Here is a 21,806-nt window from a genome sequence, read left to right on the forward strand (position 1 = left end):
ATAACTTCTGTGAAGAAGCAGGTTTAGAGCATGAGCGGACACCCGTTCGAACACCGAATAAAAATGCTTTTATTGAATCGTTTCATAGTGTTCTGGAACGTGAGTGTTACCAACGACATTGTTTCGAAAGCTACGAAGAAGCCTTTTCCGAGGTAGATCGATACATCCGTTATTACAACAAAGACCGTATTCACGGCAGTCTACACGACTGGTCGCCGACAGATTACCTGCGCCTGGTCAACGAAGGAACCATAGAATCCAAATCCATTGCGTTATGATGCGTCAATCTGAGAAAAAGCTAGCTAGTGTCCAATATTAAGGGGTTGAACCGTGAGAGAGCTTATTTGGACCTTTGTGGCGGTTTTAAAATTCTAACGATCTCAGATGACGCTATTTTCCAAAAAAGGCCTAAATACACCCAAAAAGTTACTGAAACAACGAAATAAGCTCTCTGGTGATCGTTAGAATTTTATATCAGTCTAGATGGAGGAAATAAGCTTCCTGCAGATCGTTAGAACTTTAAGGGTCAGGATTAGAACTCATTTTTGCTATTCTTATCTGATACGTTAACGTGTTCCGATCACCGCTCCGTTCAATCGCTCTCTCCATTCCGTTCCTCCCCTTGACTTGCTTGACGCACTCAGCTTCAATGCATTAAACAAAAAACACGAGAGAGTGTATGCTCTCCTCGTGTTTCTGTGTTTCTGTGCTTTCTCTGTTTTCTGCAATTTCTGTGTTTGCTCTATTTACTCACGCTTGTTGTACTTTGCACTTCCCCAATTCCACTACTGCATCACAATTCGTTCGCCAGCTGCTTATCCTCCCGACGTTCAGCAATACGAGCGGTAATGAGTTTATGACTTTCGTCAATCTCCTCGGGTGTGCAGGCCGCTTTCAGTTCATACACTTTCACAGGAGATCGATCGATGATATCTAGAAATGAATCAAAATAGCTCATGTCCTGACTATGAATATACGGACACCAGTGATCGGACAATCCTACCGTTTCATGTATGTGAACCCCCACGACATGATCGATCAGCGCATTCGCTTCGCGCACATTGTCATACAATCCCATGCGATCCATCATCATGCCGTGGCCGATATCATACCATAACCCAAGCGGTGCACCCTTCATCTGACCAATGATCGTTCCTGCTTCCTGCAACGTAGGCATCTGATAACAGCGCGAACGGGTTTCAATTCCGAAATTCACACCATATCCACGCTGCTCTGACAGATTACATACCTCTTCCAGACTTTCCTGTATACGTCTCAAGTAGTGCTCACCACTAGCCTGTCTCTTCTCCAGCATCTCATGCCACAACGCTTGATAAGCCGGTGAATCCTTGCCTTGCTTGTGATAGATCTTTTTCAGAGCTTCATCAATGTTATACTCAAACGGTACTTCCCCCGGGTGCACAACAACCGCCTTCGCACCGTAGCGATGAGCATATTCGGCAGAACGAAGCAGCAGTTCAATCGCCTTTTTACGCCGCGCCTCATCGTCGAATCCAAGCAGCACCGAATCCGTTCCATAATCCGGATCGGCTACATGCGGAAACGTGTTATGCACGCTCGATACACCCACTTGCCCACGTTCAATCATCGGTTCAATCGTCTTTAATAGCTCATCCGTCACATTATAATTCAACTCCACCTGTCTGAAACCAAGCGACAGTATCTCGTCGATCATACCTTCACCCGTCGTATGGCGCTTGATATTCCAACATGTCGAGAACGAGTATTCTTTTTTGTCTGTATACATTTACTCTGCCCTGCCTCCTTCCGCACATTAGCCCTATCCCAGTCCTTCTAATAGCCTTCTATAGAAGTCCACTTTTAGTCTCCTGCCTAACCTTATGATACCGTCTCGTCTCATCGATCTATTCGCTGATCTCGAGTTCAAACTTCATCCGGTTCTCCGTCACACCCGGAACATAACGATAGATTATTTCAGCATAGTCGGTATACATTAATACTGCCGGCGCTGGCGCTTCTGCTTTTACAGAACAGGTTAGCCCCGGAAGCGTCCAGCGTGTCGGTTGTAAATGCTGAAGATGCAGGTGAGGTCCTTTGATTTCAAAATAAACCTCGATCTCTTCCGCCGTATCCAGCTGCACTTCAATATGCAATGTTTCCGGCGTGACCTCCGCTTCAAAAGTGATACCCCGCAGATGGCTGTTCCAGTCTCCACCTGTTTCGCGCCGAACAAGACGCAAATAATACCGCTCTCCTGTCTCGGTCTGCCAATGAATCGTTGCCGGATGCATCTGGCCGTTGGTATTGCGACTGCCAGACATCGCTCCCATCATTCGTCTCTCCCCAATCCAGGCCGAAGCGGTGCACAAGTTTCGATTCGCTTTTGGATCGTTACGTTCACACAGCTCCATGAACTGTTTTTGCACGAGTCGGTCTCCTTGATGGGCTTTGAAATACGGTACAGCCTCTTCAGGGACATCAACACCCAACAACGCGATCATCGGATCATGCCCCGATTCACAGTTCATGCCTGTCAAATACTCGTAGCCTTCTCCCAGCAAAAGATAGAGAAAGACACCGATCGAGCTATGCTCCCGCATCTCCATATCATATGCCCGTGCAAATGGCCCGGAGAGATTCTCCAGATTGGCATTGTAATACAGCGCGATATTGTTCCATAATCCATGCTCAATCGAGTGAGCAATTTCAGTCATGCGCTCAGTTACAGCATACTTTCGGAACATGCCAAGTACGGCGAGGTCCACTCCGTAATAGGTCGTGGTATTGAACTCGGCAAACGTGCCTCCGAACTGCTCAAACTCCTGTAACAGACTTTCGGCCTGTGCATCCGCATGCTGAATCCAATCCATCCGCTGGAACCGATGTCCATAATAATGGGTAATAAAAATATGCATCAGTTCAATGTTGGTGTTCATTGGAATCACATCTGACCTTCTGCGATCAACTGAGCCCTGAACGGCACGTTCCATCGCTTCATCCATCCGCCGAATAAGCGTATCCGGCAGAAGTGCCGCAAACTCGGCTGTTGCTATAGCACACACACATGCGATAAATTCCCGCCAGTTCGGATCATAACTGATCCAGACCGGGGGCAAAACAGCGTTCACGGACGCATAGAACAGTTCTTTCAATTGTTTGGCGTCTGCACCTTCCTTCATCAAATCATTCTCTTGCTGCAGATTATGAATAAACTGCGCAGACACCTTCTCAAAGGTGCGTTCCAGGAAATAGGCTGTGCCTGGCGCAAATGATTTCCATGCATAATGACCCGCGGGTGGGTGCTCTTCGTTTGTCTGGGTAGCAAAGGTGCCGTGATAGATTTCTTCTGGCGCATCATATTGATAATCGAACACTTTGTGAAACACACGAACAGCCCGCTCCACATCGCCGGGCTCCTGACGAATCAGCAAGCCCAGCGCATAATGTGCACTGCCTCGTGTACCATGCTCTGATGCATCGTCTTCAAAGCTGCGAAGCAATGCGAATTCATCGTCATAAAAACGATCCATCATAATCATGGACTGGTGTACTAGATGTTGCTGCTCCTTGGACATCTTCTTAACCATCGGTTGTGTCATGCCTATGACCTCCTGGGACGTTAACCTTTTACAGCACCTACCATTACACCGCTGATGAAAAATCGTTGCAACCATGGATAGACGAGCAGGATTGGCAACGTCGAAAATATTACGCTAGCTGCTTTCAAGCTTTCCGGTAACACATGAACTGCACCAATACCTTCATTTTGCATCAGTTCAGTGATTTGGTTTTGCTGAATCATCTGATATAACTTCAATTGTAACGGATACAACTCCGGTTTGGTAATATACATTAACGCATCCTGGAATCCATTCCAGCGTCCTACAGCGTAAAACAGGCTGAGCGTTGCCATTACCGGCAGAGATAGTGGCAGTATAATGCGCATTAACGTTCCAATCTGGGTACTGCCATCAATATCAGCAGCTTCCTCCAGACTCTCCGGAATGCCGCGGAAAAAGGTGATTAGAATAATCATATAAAACGGACTGATCAGGCCGGGAAGAATTAAACCCCATGTGCTGTCAAGCAGATGCAAATTTTTGATCAAAATATATTCCGGGATAATGCCCCCGCTAAAAAACATCGTCACAACAATGACCAGCATGAACCATTTGCGGCCTCTCAGACTGCTTTTGGCAAGGGGATATGCTGCCATAATCGTCATAAGCATACTAAGCACCGTACTCAGAACCGTTAGCCAGATCGTATAGATCAGGGAACGAATCATGGAACCATCACCGAATACCTTGCCATAGGCCTCCCAGGACAGCTCTTTTGGGAAAAAGGAAACCTCTCCCGAACCGATCGCCCGGTTCGAGCTAAGCGAGATCGCAATGATATGGATAAATGGTGCAAGGCACAGTACCATCGCAATGACAATCAGAATTACATTTACTGTGTTGAATATTCGATTCGCCGTGTTTTCCGACATCTCACTCACTCCTTACAGATCATAGATGGATACCGTGTTGCCGCAGAAGCATTCATTCCGTTACATAATGCTCTCATCTGTCAATTTTTTAGATGCGTAGTTTGCACCGAGGATGAAAATCAGTCCAACGACAGCCTGGAACAGTCCCACTGCGGTCGCCAGAGTTACCTGGCCGGATTGCAGACCCAGACGGTACACAAACGTACTAAGCACATCCGAGTATTCGCGTACTGCCACATTTCCGATGATAAACGGCCTGTCAAAACTGATAGAAATCATGTTACCAACATTAATGATTAGCAAGGTAACAATCGTCGTTTTGATGCCTGGCAGGGAGATATGCCAAATTCTGCGCAAACGGCTGGCTCCGTCTACCTCGGCTGCTTCATAGAGTTCACGGTTAATGCCTGTAAGGGATGCCAGATACAAAATCGTTCCCCAGCCTGCGCTCTGCCACACGCCCACGGCGAGATACGTAAAGATCCAATAGTTTTTATCCGATAGAAATGGAAGCGGATCAAGCCCCATGCTCATTAACATGTTGTTAATGAATCCAGATTGTGTGCCAAACACCTGGAGTACGATACCACCAATGATAACCCAGGAAATAAAGTGCGGAATGTACAGCAGCGTCTGTGCCATCTTTTTGAACCAGGCAACTCGTAATTCAAACAGCAGGATGGCCAGAATCAGCGGTGCCGGAAAAGATACTAGCAAGTCTAGCAAGTTAAGCACAATCGTATTACGCAAGGCGGTGTAGAACCCCTGATTCTGAAACACTTCCTTAAACCCATCGAATCCAATCCACTCACTGCCACCGATTCCTTGGAAAAAGTTAAAATCCTTGAATGCGATCTGTACCCCATACATTGGACCGTATTTGAAAATGATGAAGTATAACATGGGCAACACAAGTAATGCGTACATTTGCCAGTTTCTGCGGAAATAAGTGCCTGTCTTCATAATGTTCCCCCCAAGTCATGAAGGATGTCTCATGGAAGGCGATCCTTACATCGCCCCCATGAAAAATCCTGTTCAATACGGCCAGACCTGTCTAACCTGCGCTATATGATGAATAATTACTTCATCGCTTTGTAAGCCTCCGTACGCTCATCAAGAACAGCTTGGCCTCCACTTGCCATATAATCACTCATCATACTGTTATACACAGCTTCAAAATCAGCCGGTTTGGAGATGGTTGTTTTCACAATAAACTCAGAGAATTTGTCTTTTAAGCCGTTACCATAACGAGATTCCGCTTCAATAGGTTTGGAGAAACGCACGGGTTGAATCGTATCCGTATTGGAGATGGCTACCGATTTACGCATGTCATCCCGATATTTGGGATCTACCTGAACGACATAAGCCTCTTCGTTTTTCTTTTCATCTCCGACATATTTTCCGTTTACAATGATGGCAATGTCACCAGAGTTGTAGATCCGACCAGCAATTTCAGGAGAAGCATCTTCTTTAATCTGTGGTACTCCGTCCACCAGTTCATAGTTCTCGTCTTTCACGCCGTATTGCAGATCAAACAAATTGTTGCCAGAAGCCATCCAATCCAGATATTTCATAGCCGCTTCTGCGTTCTGACTTGTTTTGGGAATCATGACATACATCGCATTGGGTGCATATGCCGGCTTGGCAAATTTGCCTTCCGAATTTTTGAATGCATCAATCGGTGTCATCACCGCATCAGGTTTATTCGTTTGCAGATTTTTATACGTACCTGAGATGTAAATCTCTCCTGCATCTTCACTGTAGAAACCTACTTTCCCGTTGGATACATCTTCCCATAGTTTTTTCTTGTCTTTATCCAGCCCGAAGTCTGCGCTCATTAATCCCTCGTTATACAACGTGTTCATATATTTCAGTGCATCTTTGAAGCCAGGGAGCAACGTTGGATAATCATTAGAGCCTAGCTGTTGAGTCAGTGTATATCTCTGTTCTTCCGTAAGAGGTTGAATGAAAGACCAGATCAATGGCTCATATTGCGCCGAAGCGATTGACATCCCCATGGGAATGAGTGCCGAGCCCACCTTGCCCGGGTCTTTCTCCTTGAATGCTTTCAGGGCGGTGTGCAATTCTTCAGCCGTTTGAGGCGTTGGCAGTCCAAGTGCATCCAGCCAGTCCTGCCGAACATAAGAAGCGTACTTTCCTAACACCAGACGTTTACCCGGAACTGCGAATTGTTGTCCGTCATACTGACCGTATGCCAGCGTGTCATCACCCAAAAATGTTTTCAGATTGCTTCCCTCTTTGTTCAGCAGATCAGTCAACTCTGTCAAACCGCCTTGTGAGGCATAACGATTAAATGTACCGGAATCATAAGTGAATACAATATCAGGCACTTCAGAACCACTTGCCATGAGCACGTTAAGCTTCTGCACTTCTTCTGAGCGGGGAACGGGAACAAATTGAACATCAATGTTGTTCGGGTCACCAAATTCCTTTTGAATGAAGCGTGTCAGATAACTATCGGAGATGGTGTAACCAGCCGGTGTATTTCCCCGGTCAAAAATTTCTACTTTCAACGTGGTTCTGTTCCCCGCCCCCGCTTCCCCGGATGATGAAGATGATGATTCACTGCCTGACGAACACGCGGATAATAATAGAGTGAATGCTGTTACCGCTGCGAGAATCGAACTTGCCTTTCCTGCCTTACGTCTTTGAAATAATTTCATTTGACCTTTCCCCTTTCGCACTCATTCTGTAATGATTCACATGATCGCCACTCCGTTATGGTTGTCCAACTTGTTGCACCTGTGAATGTCATTAATTATTACATTGTTTTCTGAAAATCGACAATAAACTATTTTCAAAACAGGATAAAGCTATTATCACGTTAAATAACCTACCTTTATAAACAATTTTCCTGACAATAAACTTTTTTCACACTGATTATGTTATATAAACTAACACGAATATAAGTTATTCTCACTCTTTTTCAGGTGGTAATTCACTCTAATTCGACAATCAACGACAAATACTAATCCATTTTCCTGATCTGCGCGCAAATAAAAAAGACCGCCTTATCCGCGGTCATTTCTAAACAATCTATGATGATGCTACCCGGCTAGTTTCTTGGAGCAAGATTAAAACGCACTTCTCCAAAAATCGTATCTACTGCGCTTCCTCCGAATCCATCCAGTACATACTCTTTACTCTTGTCGAGATGTTCCAGAATTAATACGTTCAGCTTCTCATCATCATGAATCCCGCCCAGCCTGAACTGTACAGGTAAGCTCAGATGCTCAGCTGTCTCAGTCATGATCTGAACAAGCTCTGACTCATGTCTGTTCCTACTGGTCATGTAGCTTCCCGCTGGAATGTCGAAAGAATATTGCAAACCATCTACGCTAAAACCGAAGGTACTGTTATCCGTTGTAATGTTAACTTCGCTACCCAGTTCCACGGAGCCCCAAACTTGCTGTCCATACTGATGCATTTTGTCCCCTCCTTTTGATATATGTATATATAGTTTAGAACATATTGTTTATTTTCTAACTGTGTTCTTACGTCATTTTTCCAGTAGCGTCACAAAAAAACTCCCCTACGACGCAACAGTGAACATGTACGTTGCTAAAGTAGAGGAGTTTTCAATAATAATGCTTCTCTTCATTGTTCTTCTTGTTTGCCATATTGCTTGCGATAATCCCCAGGAGTCACGCCAATCACACGTTTGAACACTCTACCAAACGAGATCGCATTAGCGTATCCCACTTGCTGGGCGATATCCTGAATAGCTGTATCCGTTGATGTTAGCATTCGGCATGCCTTTTCTACTCTCAATTTCACAAGAAAATCAACAAACTTCATACCGAACTCTTCTTTGAACAAATAACTCGCATATTTACCCGAGATTTGAAAACGGTCACTCAGGTGTTTCAGCGACAGATCCGGATCATCGAAATGCTCCTCAATGTATACGCGCAGCTCGTTTATCATCGCACGGTGACTTTTCGTTTCGTTAACGGCAACATAATTGCGATAGACCTCTTTGAGCCAATCCAGCAAAATCCCCCGAATGCCTTCGAGCGTATCGTCCTCCTGAATTTGCGAGCGAAGCCGCGCCAAAACCAGCTCATCAAATTGGTTTTGCAAACGTTCAGATAACTCCCCGAACTCACGCGCCATCATCTGGATCAACGATTGCAAGAGCATACGAATATCTTTATCGTTCATTTGGTCTTCATTGAACGCAATAAACATCTGGTCAAGCTGTGCTCGCCAGCCATCCCCCGTAAGCCTGAACTCCCGAACGATGTCTGCGAGCATTTGCAAATATTTATACGAATGCAGTTCCATGTGGCCTGGTAGTTGTTCACTGAGTACAATCGCATTCTGACCAAGGGTGAGCCGGTGCTGCAGAGCTGTGTCTGCACTGCTATAGGATCGAGTGATTTCTTCCCAGCCATTAACCGTCTGCCCGATTCCAAACGTAAACCGAATCCGGAAATGCTCAGCGATCCACATATGCAACTGTTTAGCCAAATCCATCAGCAGTTCACGACTCAGTCTTTCTTTTTCATTGCAGGCTACCACAACGATTAAACGCCGATTGCCAAACCATTCTGCCCACGCACCAAAATTGCTCTCTTTTTGCACCAGTTCCTTGAACACATTCATCAGTGCCATTTTCAGCGTATTGGAAGGAGCGGGCAGGTCTGCCCCATTCATCTCAGCTACCAATACAGCGGCGCACTGCGGTTCAAGAAACCTTTCCTCAAGCGGTTGCAAGTGACGAAGACGCTGACGGAAAGAATCTATACGTTCACCCTCCATCAAGTCCACAAGCAACTGCCTGCGATGAATCAGCAGATTCTCATGATGCTGTTTCTCGTAATCTACGGTTTGAGCAATGAGATGTTCAAGCGCCCGGTCGATCAGTGCAAGCTCGTTTTTGACAGAAGGTGCGGCATCCTCTTCATGCACACGGGGCTGTAACGCCTGAATGCGATTCATCATCAGTTGCATGGGTTTTACGTTTCTACGTGTAATATAGATCAGACCTGAGACCGCACCAGCAATGGTGAGAATACCAATTCCAATCCACACATAGGACACCAGCGATACCCATGAATATAACTGACCTGTCTGAATGCCACTCTCAAAGGTAAGTCCTAGCTTCTCAGCCTTGACCTGATTAAGGACATTCCCCTCCGCCGCATCAATCTGATGAGCCGAATATACGAGATCCCCATGACTATCCTTCACCTGTAGAAAAGAGAGATTCGCATCCGTCATATTGTCAATTTGCCTCTCCAAGGCATACATCCGTATGGTAATAACAAGCAGACCTTCACCACCCCAAGGCAGTGGTAGCCATTTATTCATGCTGATGACCTGTGAAGGGACATCAAATGAACGTTCTTTGTAGGATCTGGGCTGATTCCAACCCAGATTCAATTTATTTTTCAACGCCTGTTCGATATACGATTTATCCTCAAATTCCTCAAAACTTACCATTCCTCTAGGTGTAATAATGCTCGAATCCGACATTCGGTAGAGGTAAATCGACTGCACCATACCCTGTTGATCCACCATACGGTTCAGATCACTGGCTGCATCATAAATAAACTGACTGGACAATTGTCCTTTTTCGGCTTCCAAAAAACGACTGTACATTGTGTTCGTTACAATTTCATCCAGCAGTCTCATCTCAATATCGCCTAATGAACGCTCCAATGTGCTGACGATGTAATGTGTAGAGATCATATCCGCTTTTCTGGTTTCTTTTCGTGACAGTTCGTTAACAACCAGGAAGGAGAGAAAGATCAGAATGGAAATCGTGAGCAGAAATAGGGGGAAATATGAATAAATCAACCTGGTGTGCCATGTCCGCTTCAGATTTACCTTCATAGGCCTCAGTTCCTTCCGTTTCTACTTTAGTTTCTAACTCCATTTCTACTCTAATGGGTAGGCCCTTCTCTGCTCTTTGGCCTGTCTGCTGACGATATACAGAATGATTGCCCCCATTGCCGCACTGATGGTACAAGCCAGATACATCATTGACGGACCGCCAGTATCCAACAAATAGCCGTTAAGCATATTTCCCACAATGCCTCCGAGTCCTGCAAACACCATGTTAAACAAGCTTTGACCTGTCGCCTGCATCTCACGTCCAGTAACAGACGCCACATATTCCACTGCCGCGATATAGAAAAATCCAAATGACAATCCGTGCAACACCTGAACACCAATCATCACTTCAGGACTTGGCCACAACCATTGAATTCCCCAGCGTAACATGTAGGCTCCCGCTGCCAGCAACATGGTTCGTTCATGTCCCCACCTGCGTAACACATAAGCGGCTACCAGCATAGAGGGTACATTGGTGATGGAAGCGATCAAAAGAGCTGTACCCGTCAAGGCAACCGAGCCACCAGCCATCTGAAATGAAATAACAAAAAAGGAGTTAAATGCTGTAAGGGTCTGATTCACCAGAAAACAACCCGTGAGAAAGAGAAGGAACGTGCGATTTCGAAGTAATCTTGCCAAACCTACGGAGAAAGTTACCGAGGACGAGGAGATGCTCGTCTGCTTGGGGAGTGTGCCCGCCAGTATTGCGCTCAAGATGTTGAAAAACAGAAAGGGCAACCATAACATATGAATGGAAAACTGGGAGAGATACATCCCTGCAGCGAATCCGCCAACCCCTGTCCCCAGGCTCCCGAACAGCCGAATCATACCGTAAGAGGTATTCGCCGCTCTTGCTGCCGTTACCGCGTAGGAGTCAGCTACAGGTATCTGTGTCACTTGAAATATAGTGCACAAAGTATAAATCAAAATTAATATAATGTACACCTGAATATTATAAAAATACGCTAACGCTGCTGGAACAAGCAGGCTGACCACCAATACAAGGCGTGTCTTTTTGAATTTATCCACCAAAATCCCCCAGACTGGCTGGAGAATAATGGATATTAATGTTCCGAATGCCATGATGAATCCGGTATCCTTACTCGAAAAACCCTGAGCAACCAATATCGGATTGATGTAAGGGTTAAATATGCCTCCAGCAAGTCCCATAAACAGATATAAACCCTGCAATTTAATTAATACAGCTTTTGCTTCATTGAATTCGGCTTTTGTTTTTTTTGTAGTAGCCGTCATATGTCTATCGCTCATCCGGATCTCCATCCTTTGATTTCTGTAGTCTCTGTGTATGGTTTACTCCTATGACTTAGCCGCTACATACGTTCAAGGTGACGTCTAATGGAAGCTAGCGCCCCGATTGCCCCTGCTTTATTGCCAAGCTCGGCAATAACCACTTGGACCGGGAGCACAACATAACGTTTGAGTCTGGCCTGAACTTCATTCAGATAATAGGCTGGATTGGATGCAGCTACTCCGCCGCCGAGTACGATAATCGACGGGTTCAGCAGCGCCGTAATATTCGCGAGTCCTCTTGCCATATAACGCATAGGCAGTTCCAGAATTTCAAGTGCAGCTACATCGCCTGACTCCGCCGCCTTGAACACATGTCTTGCTTCAATCTGTTCCACTTCGCCTCCGGCCAGACTCCAGATCAGGGATAGTTCACTTCCCTTACCCGAATTAAAATAATGCCTTGCCCGCTCCGTAATGCCGGTCCCCGACGTCACTTGTTCAAATACACCGAAGGCATCACCATCTGCTACATATTCGGAACTCAGTCCCTCATCACCTGTGATAAAATGTCCTATCTCACCGGCCGCACCGTGCTGCCCACTGTGCAATTCTCCATTGAGCACGAGCGCAGCGCCAATGCCTGTACCTACGGTTACCATTACACTATGACGATGTCCTTTGGCTGCCCCCTGATCCACTTCTCCCATGGCCGCCATGTTCACATCGTTATCCAGAACGATCTTTCCGCTGTAGTACTTAGCGATTATTGGCCGAATATCTTCTTCAGGCCACTGGAATGCAGGAGCATTCCGAAGCACAGCTTCATCTTGCAAAATAACACCCGGGAAACCTAGCCCTACACCCGCGAGCCGATCCAAATCACATCCAATCTCTGCACAGAACGTTTTTAATTCCGTGAATAACCACTGGAAAAACAGTTCCGGTTGCTCCGCGGATTGTGTTGGCAATCTGCGCTCATGCACTTCTCCACCGCATTTCTGATTGGATAACAACATCAGTATTTTGGTTCCTCCGATGTCAATACCGGCGACCCATGAGCCTTTCGCTTCGAACCCTTCAAGCTGTGCTTCTGTCATTACACTTCCTCCTTGGCAGATCTGTTCTTTATTATTCGTAGTACAACGGTTCAAAAACTTATTTTCTTTGATTTCTACTCTTCAGTCGTCCCTTGTTTAAGCTTCATCAATGTATGTTGCAAAGCTACTTGCACAGCCCCTGTAACGACCGCTCGCTCTCCAAGATCCGAACATATCAGCTGTGGTTGCACCGGAAATTGTTCGGCAACAGCTTTCCTTAGCAGAGGTAACAATACATCACCATTCCCGCCAATGCCGCCTCCAAGCACGATTAATTCAGGGGCAAGCAACGTGCTAATCTGACGCAACGCCGAAGCGATCATCTGACTGTACTCCTTCATCATGCTTATAGCCCATCCCTCTCCGCTACGAGTCGCCGCAAAGATATCCTCAGGTTGCATGTCTGAACTTAAAAGGCCTTTTAAGTAATGTCGCTTCGCCAGTCTTATCAGCCCATCAGCCGACAACACATCTTCCAGACGGCAGCCATCCTGCATCCGCATCTCAGCTACTTCACCAGTTAGTCCCCCCAAGCCATGTAATAAATGACCCTGAACCATAATCCCTGCACCCGTTCCCGCCCCAATGGAGAAAAATATGAACAAAGGCGAATTCATCGCAGCTCCCTTTCTATATTCCCCGAGCGCAGCGAGATTCACATCATTGTCCAGCATAATATCACATGGAAAAGCACGAGCTAAGGCATCACGGGAGAAGTCCTGCTCCATGCCTGCAAGCGGGTCAACAATCCGGCTAATCTTGCCTGAGACAGGCAAGACAACACCTGGAATTCCAAACCCAATGCAGCGAAGATCACTCCACTGAAGGCGATTCTTCTGAAGCAGCTGATCCACATAGCTGTGTAACAAGCGAAGTACAGGCACCTCAGAGGGAACAGATGTCTCCTGTCCATCCTCGACTCCAGCCACTCCAGAGGACTGCACGTTTACTGAGTTGAACTGCACGTACTGACCTGGATCAATTGGCGGATAGGTATCATATGCAATGATTTGCCCATTCAGGTCAGACAGGGCAATTCGAATTCGTGTAGCCCCGATATCAATACCACAGACATAATAAGCTGTTTCATTAAATTGAATTAAAGTGGCTTTACGCCCTTGGGCATTGTCTGCCCGACCTGTCTCCTTCACCAGATTACGCTCAATCAGGTGCTCTACCGCTGATGATACTGTCGGTTTACTAAGTCCTGTTTGACGGCTGATATCCGCTCTCGACATGGAGCCTTGTGTAATCAAGGCATCCATAATCAAGTTTTCATTCAGATTACGGATATATTGCGGTGTGCCAGCCATTTTATCACCTTGGTTTCATAGTTAGTTAAGTTTCTTAACGAATTAAATTCAATATATCATCCTCATTGAAGTGTGTACAGCACATTTTCCGTAAATCCACAACGCAAAAAGGACCAAATGGGAATGGTTTCCCCACTTCGTCCTTATCCACGCTTGAACCTGTACAATATCATATATTATGACTTCGAAAGCTCGATAAAACCTTCCCCGAATACGTCGCGCACGTCATGAATGGTGATAAACGCAATCTCATCCTCTGCACGTACAATTTTCTTCAGCATTGGAACTTCTTGCTTGCTGATCACAATATACAAAATCTCTTTCGGATTCTTCGTATAATAACCGTGGCCGGACAGAACCGTAACCCCACGATCCATCTTCTCAATGACCTGCTTCGCGATCTGATCCTGCTTCGATGAGATAATCATAACTGCTTTTTTCGGATTCAATCCTTCAATAATAAATTCCATCGTTTTCGTTCCAACGAATAGCAATACAATCGTACACATCAAACCCTGTGGCCCAATGATAAAGTAAGAAGAGAATGCTACGATCAGATCAAAGAAAAGCAATCCGTAGCTGATATTCCAATCCAGGTATTTGTTCGCAAGCCGTGCCAGAATGACCGTGCCTGCCGTTGTTCCTCCTACTTTAACAATTAAACCGATCCCGAGACCTGCAAATACACCTGCAAAAATGGTATTAACCCACAGCTCATCTGATGCAATGCTCCAGCTTTCTGTCAGGTGCAGGAAGAGCGAGTTAAAGATAACCGCAATAATCGTATACACTGTCGTGGTTCGATCCAAAAACTTATAACCTACGAGTAGTAATATACCGTTGAGAATCAGGTTCATCAGTCCGGGAGACCAGTGAAAGAGATAGTACAAAATGATCGTGATCCCTGTTACGCCCCCCTCTGCCAGATCATTGGGGATGACAAACAAGTTTACCGCCAGCGCAAACAGAAACGCACCAGCCATAATAAATAAAATATCCGTGATTCTTCTTTTCATTCGGCGCTCCATCCAATCCATCCAAAAATAATAGCTTATCTAAATCTTCTAAATTAATCGCCTTACCTTAACTAATACATCTAAAAATAACCCTATACCTAATAACCTGTCATATACACTCCAGGATAGATTCTACCATGCTCTTCGCAAAATTTGTATACATAATACAAATTGTTGCGTCATTTGTGCAAAGGAAATTTGGAAACGTCATCTTTTCGCGCTCTGTATCATGTAAAACGGAAACAGACCATGACAAATGTCATGGTCCATACTTGATATTTGTCATTACAGCAGGCTGACGTTTGTGACTTACCGTCATGCGCGCATTCTTTTACAATTATAAAAACGCTTCCCAAAAGAGCATTATCGGGGATCGGCAGGGTACAGACCGCTATGGTTTGTACGCATAAGGAGGAACATGTATGAGTAGAGGCAAAGAAATGGCGCTAAAAAAAGAAGTTACACCTTTTGAAAAAAATGATCTCAAACTTAGCATTCGTCAATTAATCAATACATTAGTCCCGCTCTTTGTATTATGGGCAGCTGCATATTACAGCTTATCGATCTCGTACTGGCTTACGTTCCCTATTGCATTAGTGGCATCGGGATTCGTGCTTCGAACGTTTATTATTTTTCATGACTGCTGTCATGGCTCATTCTTCAAAAGCAAGCGGGCTAACGATATTCTCGGCACCATCACGGGCGTATTAACCCTGACCCCCTACCAGCAATGGAAAGCAGAGCACTCGATCCACCATGCGACAAGCGGCAATCTGGATAAACGCGGTGTAGGCGACATCTGGGTTATGACCGTCGATGAATATAAGGCTGCTACACCTTGGATGCGTCTCTTCTATCGTGTGTATCGTAACCCAGTGATCATGTTTGGCATTGGACCGATCTATGTGTTTCTGTTTGCCTATCGTTTTAACCGCAAAGCGGCAAGACGCAAGGAAAGAATTAATACCCATTTAACAACGATTCTAATCATTGCTCTGTATAGCTTTATGTGCTGGTTGATTGGATGGCAAGCTTTTGTCATGGTGCAAGCACCCGTATTTTTCTTCTCCGGTTTCTTTGGCATCTGGCTGTTCTACGTACAGCACCAGTTTGAAGAAACATATTTCGAACACGAAGACGAATGGAGTTATGTCAAAGCTGCAGTAGAAGGAAGCTCCTATTACAAGCTGCCGAAGTTGCTACAATGGATCAGCGGAAATATTGGATTCCACCATGTGCATCACTTGAGCCCACGTGTGCCGAACTACTATCTGGAAGAAGCACATAACTCAACACCGCCTTTGCAGAAGGCCACAACGATCACACTACGTTCCAGTCTGGTTGCACTCCGCTTCCGTCTGTGGGATGAAGAGCACAAACAATTCATCAGTTTCAGAGAGCTGAAACAAGCATCACGCAAAAAGTATATTCCGAATCCTATTCGGGTAACTAATCAAGCGGGTCTGACAGAGAAGCCTTAGGCTCTGTCGGATTCGTTTTCTTGTATTCGGACAGCAGTCATGCTACAGTCAGGCTAAAGTCCAGTAACACCTTTTTCAAGGAGGAGAATGATATTCAGAAGTGGTCGCAACTATTTTATAAAAATACAGGGTTGAATCCATATGTATGGCTTGTTTTTTTCATTCTGCCCTTCTACTACATCTCTCAATATTCGCAATTGTGGACACTGGTAACTGGTATTATCATTATTCTTGTATTTTTCGTGTGTTATCTACTGGCCTTCATTACCAAGGGCTGGCAGGTCTACATGTGGATCGGACTACTGATTGCCATATCCATTACGATGACGATTGCATATGATTATGCCTATTTCTCATTATTTCTCGCTTTTTTTATTGGCAATATTAAAAATAAAGCTGGATTTTTCACCCTTTACTCGGTAAATCTCGGTGCAAGCTTCCTTACGGTCAATTATGGTTTTATCAATCAAAACTCAATGCTGCTCAGCCAGTTTCCATTTGTCTTTATCAGCCTGATGGCCTCTATTCTCCTACCGATTAGCACGTACAATAAAAACAAGCGAGAGCAACTAGAAGGCCAGCTGGAAAGTGCGAACAAACGGCTGGACGATCTGGTGAAAATGGAAGAGCGTCAACGGATTGCACGAGACTTGCACGATACACTGGGGCAAAAGCTCTCGCTGATCGGTCTCAAAACAGATCTGGCCAAGCGCTTGCTTCGCAAAAATCCGGATCAAGCCATCATTGAACTGAATGAACTTAGACAGACAGCAAGCACAGCTTTGAAGGAAGTTCGCGAGATGGTTACAACGATGCGCGGAACGCAACTTGTGGATGAGATGTTCCGGGCGGAGCAGATTCTGAAAGCCGCTTCCATTGAATTTATTTTACAAGGCAACCCCAAGCTACAGGACACCTCTCAATTAAATGAAAATGTGCTCGGAATGTGTTTAAAGGAAGCGGTGACCAATGTAGTCAAACACAGTCAGGCTACAAGGTGTATTATTGGAATTGAAGAAACCCCTTCCCACAATGTCTTAACCGTAGACGATAATGGGATAGGCATGGAGCGCACGCGCAAGCAAGATCGACGCGGAACGGGCATTCTCGGCATGAAAGAACGACTGGAATTTGTGAACGGCTGCATGGACATTCGGTCAGGTACAGGAATCGAAGGTACATCGCTGATCATCCATGTGCCCAAGCTGGTACGCAAACCGATAAAGGAGGCAGAAGAATGATCAGAATCGTCATTGCTGAAGATCAGCGCATGATGCTAGGCGCATTATCTTCGCTACTTAATCTGGAGGAAGACATGGAGGTTGTTGGACAAGCTAGCAATGGCCAGGATGCTCTTGCGCTCGTACAACAACATACGCCTGATATCTGTTTAATGGATATCGAAATGCCTGTTAAGAGTGGGTTAGAAGCTGCCGAGGAACTCAAAGGCATGAACTGCAAAGTCATTATTCTTACCACGTTTGCCAGAACCGGATATTTCGAACGTGCGCTTAAAGGCGGTGTTCGCGGTTATTTGCTTAAGGACAGCCCTATAGAAGAGCTCGCCGAAGCGATTCGTCAAGTGATGAATGGCAGACGCATCTTCGCTCCTGATCTGGTCGATGAAGCTTATGTAGAGGAAAATCCATTAACCGAACGTGAACACGCTGTACTTGGCCTCATGGCTGACGGAAAAAACACAAAGGAAATTGCCGGACACTTGTTCATTACAACGGGCACTGTTCGGAATTACATCTCGATTATTCTTAACAAATTGAATGCAAGTAACCGCATTGAAGCGATCACCCGTTCCAAAGAAAAAGGGTGGTTTAAGTGAAGGAGCCGGTAATGGACGCAAACGATAAACGGTCCCCATTACCTTGCATCAGAAACGCAATAACCAAAAAGGCTCGGCTCAAGAAGGTTCCTCTTGTGCCAAGCTTTTTTTGCTTATTTGCCTTTGGTTTGACTGTTCGCGATCATCATTAAGATACGTTATGCAATAAGCCATCATTTTACCGACACAACCATGCCAAGCGCATCCAGTGGAACTTGGTCTGTTTTCAACTGATGAATTCGTTTGCCGTCTTGCCATGAAATTGCAACACGCACGCTTTTTCCGCCACTAGCATATTGCACGTCCACAAATCCTTTGTCTTTGGGGGCAGGAAGCGTATGTGACTCCAGATACTCAACCATTTTCTTCGCAATCCCTGGGTTGTTCATCTGATCCTCAGACACAGATCGAATCTGTAATGTCCACCGGCCCTCTTGCCATGTCAGATACTGACTCCCTGCGGCACCTTCGACCATACCTTTGATACCGTGTCCCAGATCCACACTCATATCCTTCGGTATGTTTTGCACATCCGTTTGAGGGAATAAGTCCGTTTGATCGGGATTCTCATAGGTTTTCACTTCATAACTGGCTAACCAAGGCGTTTTACTGTTTGACTTCGTAAATGAGGGATCATTTAAAGTCGTTGGTTTGTCTCCTGTATAGAAATTTACATGTGAAGCATCTATCGTATTTGTTGTAATGGCTGCGCCCAAATACTGACCCTTAGCTAATGGGAAGGTTGTCGGAAGTGACACATCCTGATTCTTCAACTCATTACGAACAGCCTTTACTACTTCGTCAACATCGGATAACTCTGAATGAGTTGTACTTTCATTCGTGCTTGAATTGGCTGTGCTGTCTTTGCCCGTTGAAGCAGAAGAATCATCGGAAGAAGCGGAGTTCCCGCTGCCAGACTGCGTTTGCTCACTACCGGTTGTTGTAGATGGTTGCCCACTTGTTGATGGCTGATTGGAGTCTGGCCCTCCGCATCCAGCCAGCGCGAGCACAACGGCTGTCGTCACCGGAATGGTCATCCATATCGATTGTTTTTTCATGATGTATACCTCCTAATGATTGCACCGGCCCAGTTTCTAGTTTTTCGTTTCAAGTAACCTGTTCTCAGCGCTTGTCATTCCAGAAATTCACCGGTTGCACATTTTTGGTTAAAATTTCGAATTGATATCCTTCAGCCTTCAATGTTTTCAATACTTGAGGCAGTACTTTCAACGTAGCCTCCTGATCATGCATAAGTACTACTGGCGTGGTACCATTTTTGTGGACGTTGTGAACTTGCTGCATGACATTGTTGTAAACTTTCTGATGATCCTTTTTGTATTTCCAGTCGAGTGAGTCAACATTCCAATCCCACAGATGAAATCCTCCCTGCGCAAGAAGCACGTTACGGTAAGCAGGTTTCAAATAAGGTTTACTGCCATAGGGCGTGCGGACAAGACTCGTTTTAACACCGGCAACCTTATTCAAGCTTTCATTGGCTTGTTGCATTTCTTTCAATCCGCTGTAAGCATTTTTATAAAATTTGCTTGGCACATGGGTTACACCATGCAATCCAAGTCCATGTCCTTCTTTGACAATACGCTTCGTTGCTTTCTGATATTGCTCCATATGAGGCCCAAGCATGAAAAAGGTAGCTTTAACTTTATATTGATCCAAAATATCGAGAAGTTGATCGGTATGTGCTGTAGGGCCATCATCAAAAGTCAGATATAAAATTTTCGTACTGGCCTTAGAGTTTGATTTATCGGCGGATGACGCTGTGGCCGATGCAGACTGTGGCAACAATAACAACGGAAACAGAAGTAAAATAGCAAGTGTAGCAACGAATGATTTACGAAGTTGTAGCATAATAATAGTCTCCCTTGTGTGTGTTTTTACCCGGGTGTGTGTATCCTCTTAACTCGTATCCCTTGGCGATTAATTTTAATAGTATCAGAGACACCTTTTATTCTTCTCGCTTCAAAGGCTACGGATGAGTTACACTTTTGTCAGATAAACTTAAAAATTAAAACGATTTTGATAGATTTGATCTCCAACCTAGCATCTGTATCCATAGATCAATGTTGACATATTATTTATTACCCTATTTTTATATTCTGATAGACTTATAATGAATTTAGGAGGATTGAACACAGCAAAAAAGCTTGCACGAATGCAAGCTTTCTTCCGTATACACCACAATCTGAGTGGAGCACTGACCATTTTATAAAATGACTTGGCACTCCTTCTAGGGATACAGTAGTAGGCTATACGGTATGTAATGTTACGAATATACGCTTTGACGTTTAGCTCTGCTTACTCCGCAGGAGCCGTAAATGAACGTTTGCTGAACTCTGCATCCAGCATGTAGAAGGCGTTGCTGTCATTCTCAATGCGGCGCAGCTTCTGAATGATGTTATCAAACAAAGCTTCCTCTTCAACCTGTTCATCGATGAACCATTTCAAGAAATACATGGTTGCGTGTTCACGCTCATTCAGCGCGATATCCGCCAGCGCATAAAATTTCTTCGTGTTTTGCTGCTCGTGTGCATAACCGTGTTCAAACACATCCAGCATGGAGTTGTATTCGTTTTTCGGTTCAGGCATCGCAGCCAGTGTAGCACGATGTCCGCGGTCATTCAGAAATTTATAAATTTTCATGCCATGGAAACGTTCTTCTTCCGCTTGTACAAGGAAAAAATTGGCGAATCCATCCAGGCTTTTGCTGGAACAATACGCAGCCATCGCCATGTATACATGAGCAGAGTAAAACTCGAAGTTCATCTGCTCGTTTAAAGACGCAGTCAGTTCTTGACTCATGAAAAAACACCTCTTTCTGTGGGAATGTTTTCATTTTAACACAACACGAAAGTAGCTTGCATCCGATTTTCTACATTATTCGTCAAAGGACGAATTCACGGAACATAATAATAAAAAAGCTCTGCCATGACGGCAGAGCTTTCTTTTATCATTTTTATAAAATGATTATACCAAGAACGCTTTGGAGATGATTACCAACAGGATGAACAGAACGAGAATCGCGCCTACAGAAGTGAAACCACCATAGCCGTAACCTCTTGTTTCTCCACCTAAAACTTCGCTCATTGATTGTACCTCCTCTGCAACAGGTATGGGTTATCTTATGCAGAGAACAAAACTTTGACAGGGCGAATGCCCCATTGTTAAAATTCGTTTGAATTCATTTTGAATCAGTACCGTGGCGACTGCACCTGCATGATATCCATAAAAGGCACCTTCGCCGTGAATTCCTCTTCCGTATGCTCAACATGTACAAGGCGTGTACGCGAATCCATTTTTACAATAATGCCCTGCACCTGCTCCTCCTTACCCCAGACGGTCAATAACACTTCTGAGCGCTCATGAAAAGCCTCCACAAGTTGATTCCCTAATTCCTCCAGTTCGAACTCATCCCGTGTGGGTCTTTTTGCGACTTTTGCTTTGGCCAAAACAGCTACCT

Annotated in this window: 20 protein-coding genes; 4 read left to right on the top strand and 16 right to left on the bottom strand. The window is 45.1% G+C overall.

Going from position 1 to position 21,806, the window contains the following annotated elements; translation table 11 throughout:
• Positions 1 to 278: integrase core domain-containing protein (locus tag BLQ13_RS13435; protein ID WP_139168893.1), on the top strand; the 278-nt coding region annotated here is incomplete at its 5' end.
• A 515-nt stretch (positions 279 to 793) separates the two neighbouring features.
• On the opposite strand, the gene BLQ13_RS13440 is transcribed toward BLQ13_RS13435, so the two are convergent.
• The 11 genes from BLQ13_RS13440 to BLQ13_RS13490 all read right to left on the bottom strand — a co-directional run bounded on the left by BLQ13_RS13440 (position 794) and on the right by BLQ13_RS13490 (position 15,013).
• Positions 794 to 1,768, bottom strand: coding sequence for a sugar phosphate isomerase/epimerase family protein (locus BLQ13_RS13440; RefSeq protein WP_090920541.1), 975 nt, complete (start codon positions 1,766 to 1,768; stop codon positions 794 to 796).
• Between the two features lie 118 nt (positions 1,769 to 1,886).
• Positions 1,887 to 3,581, bottom strand: coding sequence for a hypothetical protein (locus BLQ13_RS13445; protein WP_090920544.1), 1,695 nt, complete (start codon positions 3,579 to 3,581; stop codon positions 1,887 to 1,889).
• Between the two features lie 20 nt (positions 3,582 to 3,601).
• Positions 3,602 to 4,474 (bottom strand): carbohydrate ABC transporter permease, encoded by an 873-nt coding sequence (locus BLQ13_RS13450; RefSeq protein WP_090920547.1) that lies wholly within the window; start codon positions 4,472 to 4,474, stop codon positions 3,602 to 3,604.
• Positions 4,475 to 4,534: 60 nt separating this feature from the next.
• Positions 4,535 to 5,437, bottom strand: coding sequence for an ABC transporter permease (locus tag BLQ13_RS13455; protein ID WP_090920550.1), 903 nt, complete (start codon positions 5,435 to 5,437; stop codon positions 4,535 to 4,537).
• A gap of 116 nt (positions 5,438 to 5,553) precedes the next feature.
• On the bottom strand, positions 5,554 to 7,158 hold the full coding sequence (locus BLQ13_RS13460; protein WP_090920553.1) for an extracellular solute-binding protein: 1,605 nt from the start codon (positions 7,156 to 7,158) through the stop codon (positions 5,554 to 5,556).
• A 392-nt stretch (positions 7,159 to 7,550) separates the two neighbouring features.
• Positions 7,551 to 7,922, bottom strand: a complete 372-nt coding sequence (locus tag BLQ13_RS13465) for a hypothetical protein (protein ID WP_090920557.1) — start codon at positions 7,920 to 7,922, stop codon at positions 7,551 to 7,553.
• A 170-nt stretch (positions 7,923 to 8,092) separates the two neighbouring features.
• Positions 8,093 to 10,336 carry a helix-turn-helix domain-containing protein gene (locus BLQ13_RS13470; RefSeq protein ID WP_090920560.1) on the bottom strand — a complete coding sequence of 748 codons (2,244 nt, stop codon included), beginning with the start codon at positions 10,334 to 10,336 and terminating at the stop codon, positions 8,093 to 8,095.
• 45 nt (positions 10,337 to 10,381) lie between these two features.
• Complete coding sequence (locus tag BLQ13_RS13475) at positions 10,382 to 11,605, bottom strand: MFS transporter (protein ID WP_244159311.1); 1,224 nt, start codon at positions 11,603 to 11,605, stop codon at positions 10,382 to 10,384.
• 62 nt (positions 11,606 to 11,667) lie between these two features.
• Positions 11,668 to 12,684 (bottom strand): ROK family protein, encoded by a 1,017-nt coding sequence (locus BLQ13_RS13480; RefSeq protein ID WP_090920563.1) that lies wholly within the window; start codon positions 12,682 to 12,684, stop codon positions 11,668 to 11,670.
• A 74-nt stretch (positions 12,685 to 12,758) separates the two neighbouring features.
• The gene (locus BLQ13_RS13485; RefSeq protein ID WP_090920566.1) at positions 12,759 to 13,997 is read right to left on the bottom strand and encodes an ROK family transcriptional regulator; all 1,239 of its coding nucleotides are present in this window, start codon (positions 13,995 to 13,997) and stop codon (positions 12,759 to 12,761) included.
• 176 nt (positions 13,998 to 14,173) lie between these two features.
• Positions 14,174 to 15,013, bottom strand: coding sequence for a YitT family protein (locus BLQ13_RS13490; RefSeq protein ID WP_090920568.1), 840 nt, complete (start codon positions 15,011 to 15,013; stop codon positions 14,174 to 14,176).
• 422 nt (positions 15,014 to 15,435) lie between these two features.
• On the opposite strand from BLQ13_RS13490, the gene desA reads away from it, so the two are divergent.
• The 3 genes from desA to BLQ13_RS13505 all read left to right on the top strand — a co-directional run bounded on the left by desA (position 15,436) and on the right by BLQ13_RS13505 (position 18,331).
• A complete protein-coding gene (gene desA / locus BLQ13_RS13495) occupies positions 15,436 to 16,494 on the top strand; it encodes a Delta(5) desaturase DesA (RefSeq protein WP_090920571.1) in 1,059 nt (352 codons plus the stop codon).
• 92 nt (positions 16,495 to 16,586) lie between these two features.
• Positions 16,587 to 17,735: a sensor histidine kinase gene (locus BLQ13_RS13500; protein WP_090921108.1), complete on the top strand. Its 1,149-nt coding sequence runs from the start codon at positions 16,587 to 16,589 to the stop codon at positions 17,733 to 17,735.
• Complete coding sequence (locus tag BLQ13_RS13505) at positions 17,732 to 18,331, top strand: response regulator transcription factor (RefSeq protein ID WP_090920573.1); 600 nt, start codon at positions 17,732 to 17,734, stop codon at positions 18,329 to 18,331. Before BLQ13_RS13500 ends, BLQ13_RS13505 begins: the two co-directional genes overlap by 4 nt.
• 173 nt (positions 18,332 to 18,504) lie before the next feature.
• Here the strand turns inward: BLQ13_RS13505 and BLQ13_RS13510 are convergent, their stop codons facing one another.
• The 5 genes from BLQ13_RS13510 to BLQ13_RS13530 form a co-directional block, all read right to left on the bottom strand.
• Positions 18,505 to 19,389, bottom strand: a complete 885-nt coding sequence (locus tag BLQ13_RS13510) for a hypothetical protein (protein ID WP_090920576.1) — start codon at positions 19,387 to 19,389, stop codon at positions 18,505 to 18,507.
• Between the two features lie 64 nt (positions 19,390 to 19,453).
• Entirely contained in the window at positions 19,454 to 20,197 is a 744-nt protein-coding gene (locus tag BLQ13_RS13515) for a polysaccharide deacetylase family protein (protein WP_090920578.1), read from the bottom strand.
• Positions 20,198 to 20,644: 447 nt separating this feature from the next.
• On the bottom strand, positions 20,645 to 21,148 hold the full coding sequence (locus BLQ13_RS13520) for a ferritin (RefSeq protein WP_090920581.1): 504 nt from the start codon (positions 21,146 to 21,148) through the stop codon (positions 20,645 to 20,647).
• A gap of 165 nt (positions 21,149 to 21,313) precedes the next feature.
• Positions 21,314 to 21,433, bottom strand: a complete 120-nt coding sequence (locus tag BLQ13_RS13525; protein ID WP_017688846.1) for a hypothetical protein — start codon at positions 21,431 to 21,433, stop codon at positions 21,314 to 21,316.
• Between the two features lie 104 nt (positions 21,434 to 21,537).
• Positions 21,538 to 21,795 (bottom strand): YolD-like family protein, encoded by a 258-nt coding sequence (locus BLQ13_RS13530; RefSeq protein WP_090920584.1) that lies wholly within the window; start codon positions 21,793 to 21,795, stop codon positions 21,538 to 21,540.
• Positions 21,796 to 21,806: the final 11 nt, after the last annotated feature.

Origin of the sequence: Paenibacillus polysaccharolyticus (assembly GCF_900102085.1) — a bacterium.
Taxonomy (GTDB): Bacteria; Bacillota; Bacilli; order Paenibacillales; family Paenibacillaceae; genus Paenibacillus; species Paenibacillus polysaccharolyticus.

What these genes read in the sequence shown, in the direction of transcription:
- BLQ13_RS13460 (WP_090920553.1), bottom strand. Translation starts at nt 7,158, where the DNA reads ATGAAATTATTTCAAAGACGTAAGGCAGGAAAGGCAAGTTCGATTCTC.
- BLQ13_RS13475 (WP_244159311.1), bottom strand. Translation starts at nt 11,605, where the DNA reads ATGAGCGATAGACATATGACGGCTACTACAAAAAAAACAAAAGCCGAA.
- BLQ13_RS13465 (WP_090920557.1), bottom strand. Translation starts at nt 7,922, where the DNA reads ATGCATCAGTATGGACAGCAAGTTTGGGGCTCCGTGGAACTGGGTAGC.
- desA (WP_090920571.1), top strand. Translation starts at nt 15,436, where the DNA reads ATGAGTAGAGGCAAAGAAATGGCGCTAAAAAAAGAAGTTACACCTTTT.
- BLQ13_RS13480 (WP_090920563.1), bottom strand. Translation starts at nt 12,684, where the DNA reads ATGACAGAAGCACAGCTTGAAGGGTTCGAAGCGAAAGGCTCATGGGTC.
- BLQ13_RS13455 (WP_090920550.1), bottom strand. Translation starts at nt 5,437, where the DNA reads ATGAAGACAGGCACTTATTTCCGCAGAAACTGGCAAATGTACGCATTA.
- BLQ13_RS13485 (WP_090920566.1), bottom strand. Translation starts at nt 13,997, where the DNA reads ATGGCTGGCACACCGCAATATATCCGTAATCTGAATGAAAACTTGATT.
- BLQ13_RS13515 (WP_090920578.1), bottom strand. Translation starts at nt 20,197, where the DNA reads ATGCTACAACTTCGTAAATCATTCGTTGCTACACTTGCTATTTTACTT.
- BLQ13_RS13470 (WP_090920560.1), bottom strand. Translation starts at nt 10,336, where the DNA reads ATGAAGGTAAATCTGAAGCGGACATGGCACACCAGGTTGATTTATTCA.
- BLQ13_RS13505 (WP_090920573.1), top strand. Translation starts at nt 17,732, where the DNA reads ATGATCAGAATCGTCATTGCTGAAGATCAGCGCATGATGCTAGGCGCA.
- BLQ13_RS13510 (WP_090920576.1), bottom strand. Translation starts at nt 19,389, where the DNA reads ATGAAAAAACAATCGATATGGATGACCATTCCGGTGACGACAGCCGTT.
- BLQ13_RS13440 (WP_090920541.1), bottom strand. Translation starts at nt 1,768, where the DNA reads ATGTATACAGACAAAAAAGAATACTCGTTCTCGACATGTTGGAATATC.
- BLQ13_RS13525 (WP_017688846.1), bottom strand. Translation starts at nt 21,433, where the DNA reads ATGAGCGAAGTTTTAGGTGGAGAAACAAGAGGTTACGGCTATGGTGGT.
- BLQ13_RS13520 (WP_090920581.1), bottom strand. Translation starts at nt 21,148, where the DNA reads ATGAGTCAAGAACTGACTGCGTCTTTAAACGAGCAGATGAACTTCGAG.
- BLQ13_RS13490 (WP_090920568.1), bottom strand. Translation starts at nt 15,013, where the DNA reads ATGAAAAGAAGAATCACGGATATTTTATTTATTATGGCTGGTGCGTTT.
- BLQ13_RS13445 (WP_090920544.1), bottom strand. Translation starts at nt 3,581, where the DNA reads ATGACACAACCGATGGTTAAGAAGATGTCCAAGGAGCAGCAACATCTA.
- BLQ13_RS13450 (WP_090920547.1), bottom strand. Translation starts at nt 4,474, where the DNA reads ATGTCGGAAAACACGGCGAATCGAATATTCAACACAGTAAATGTAATT.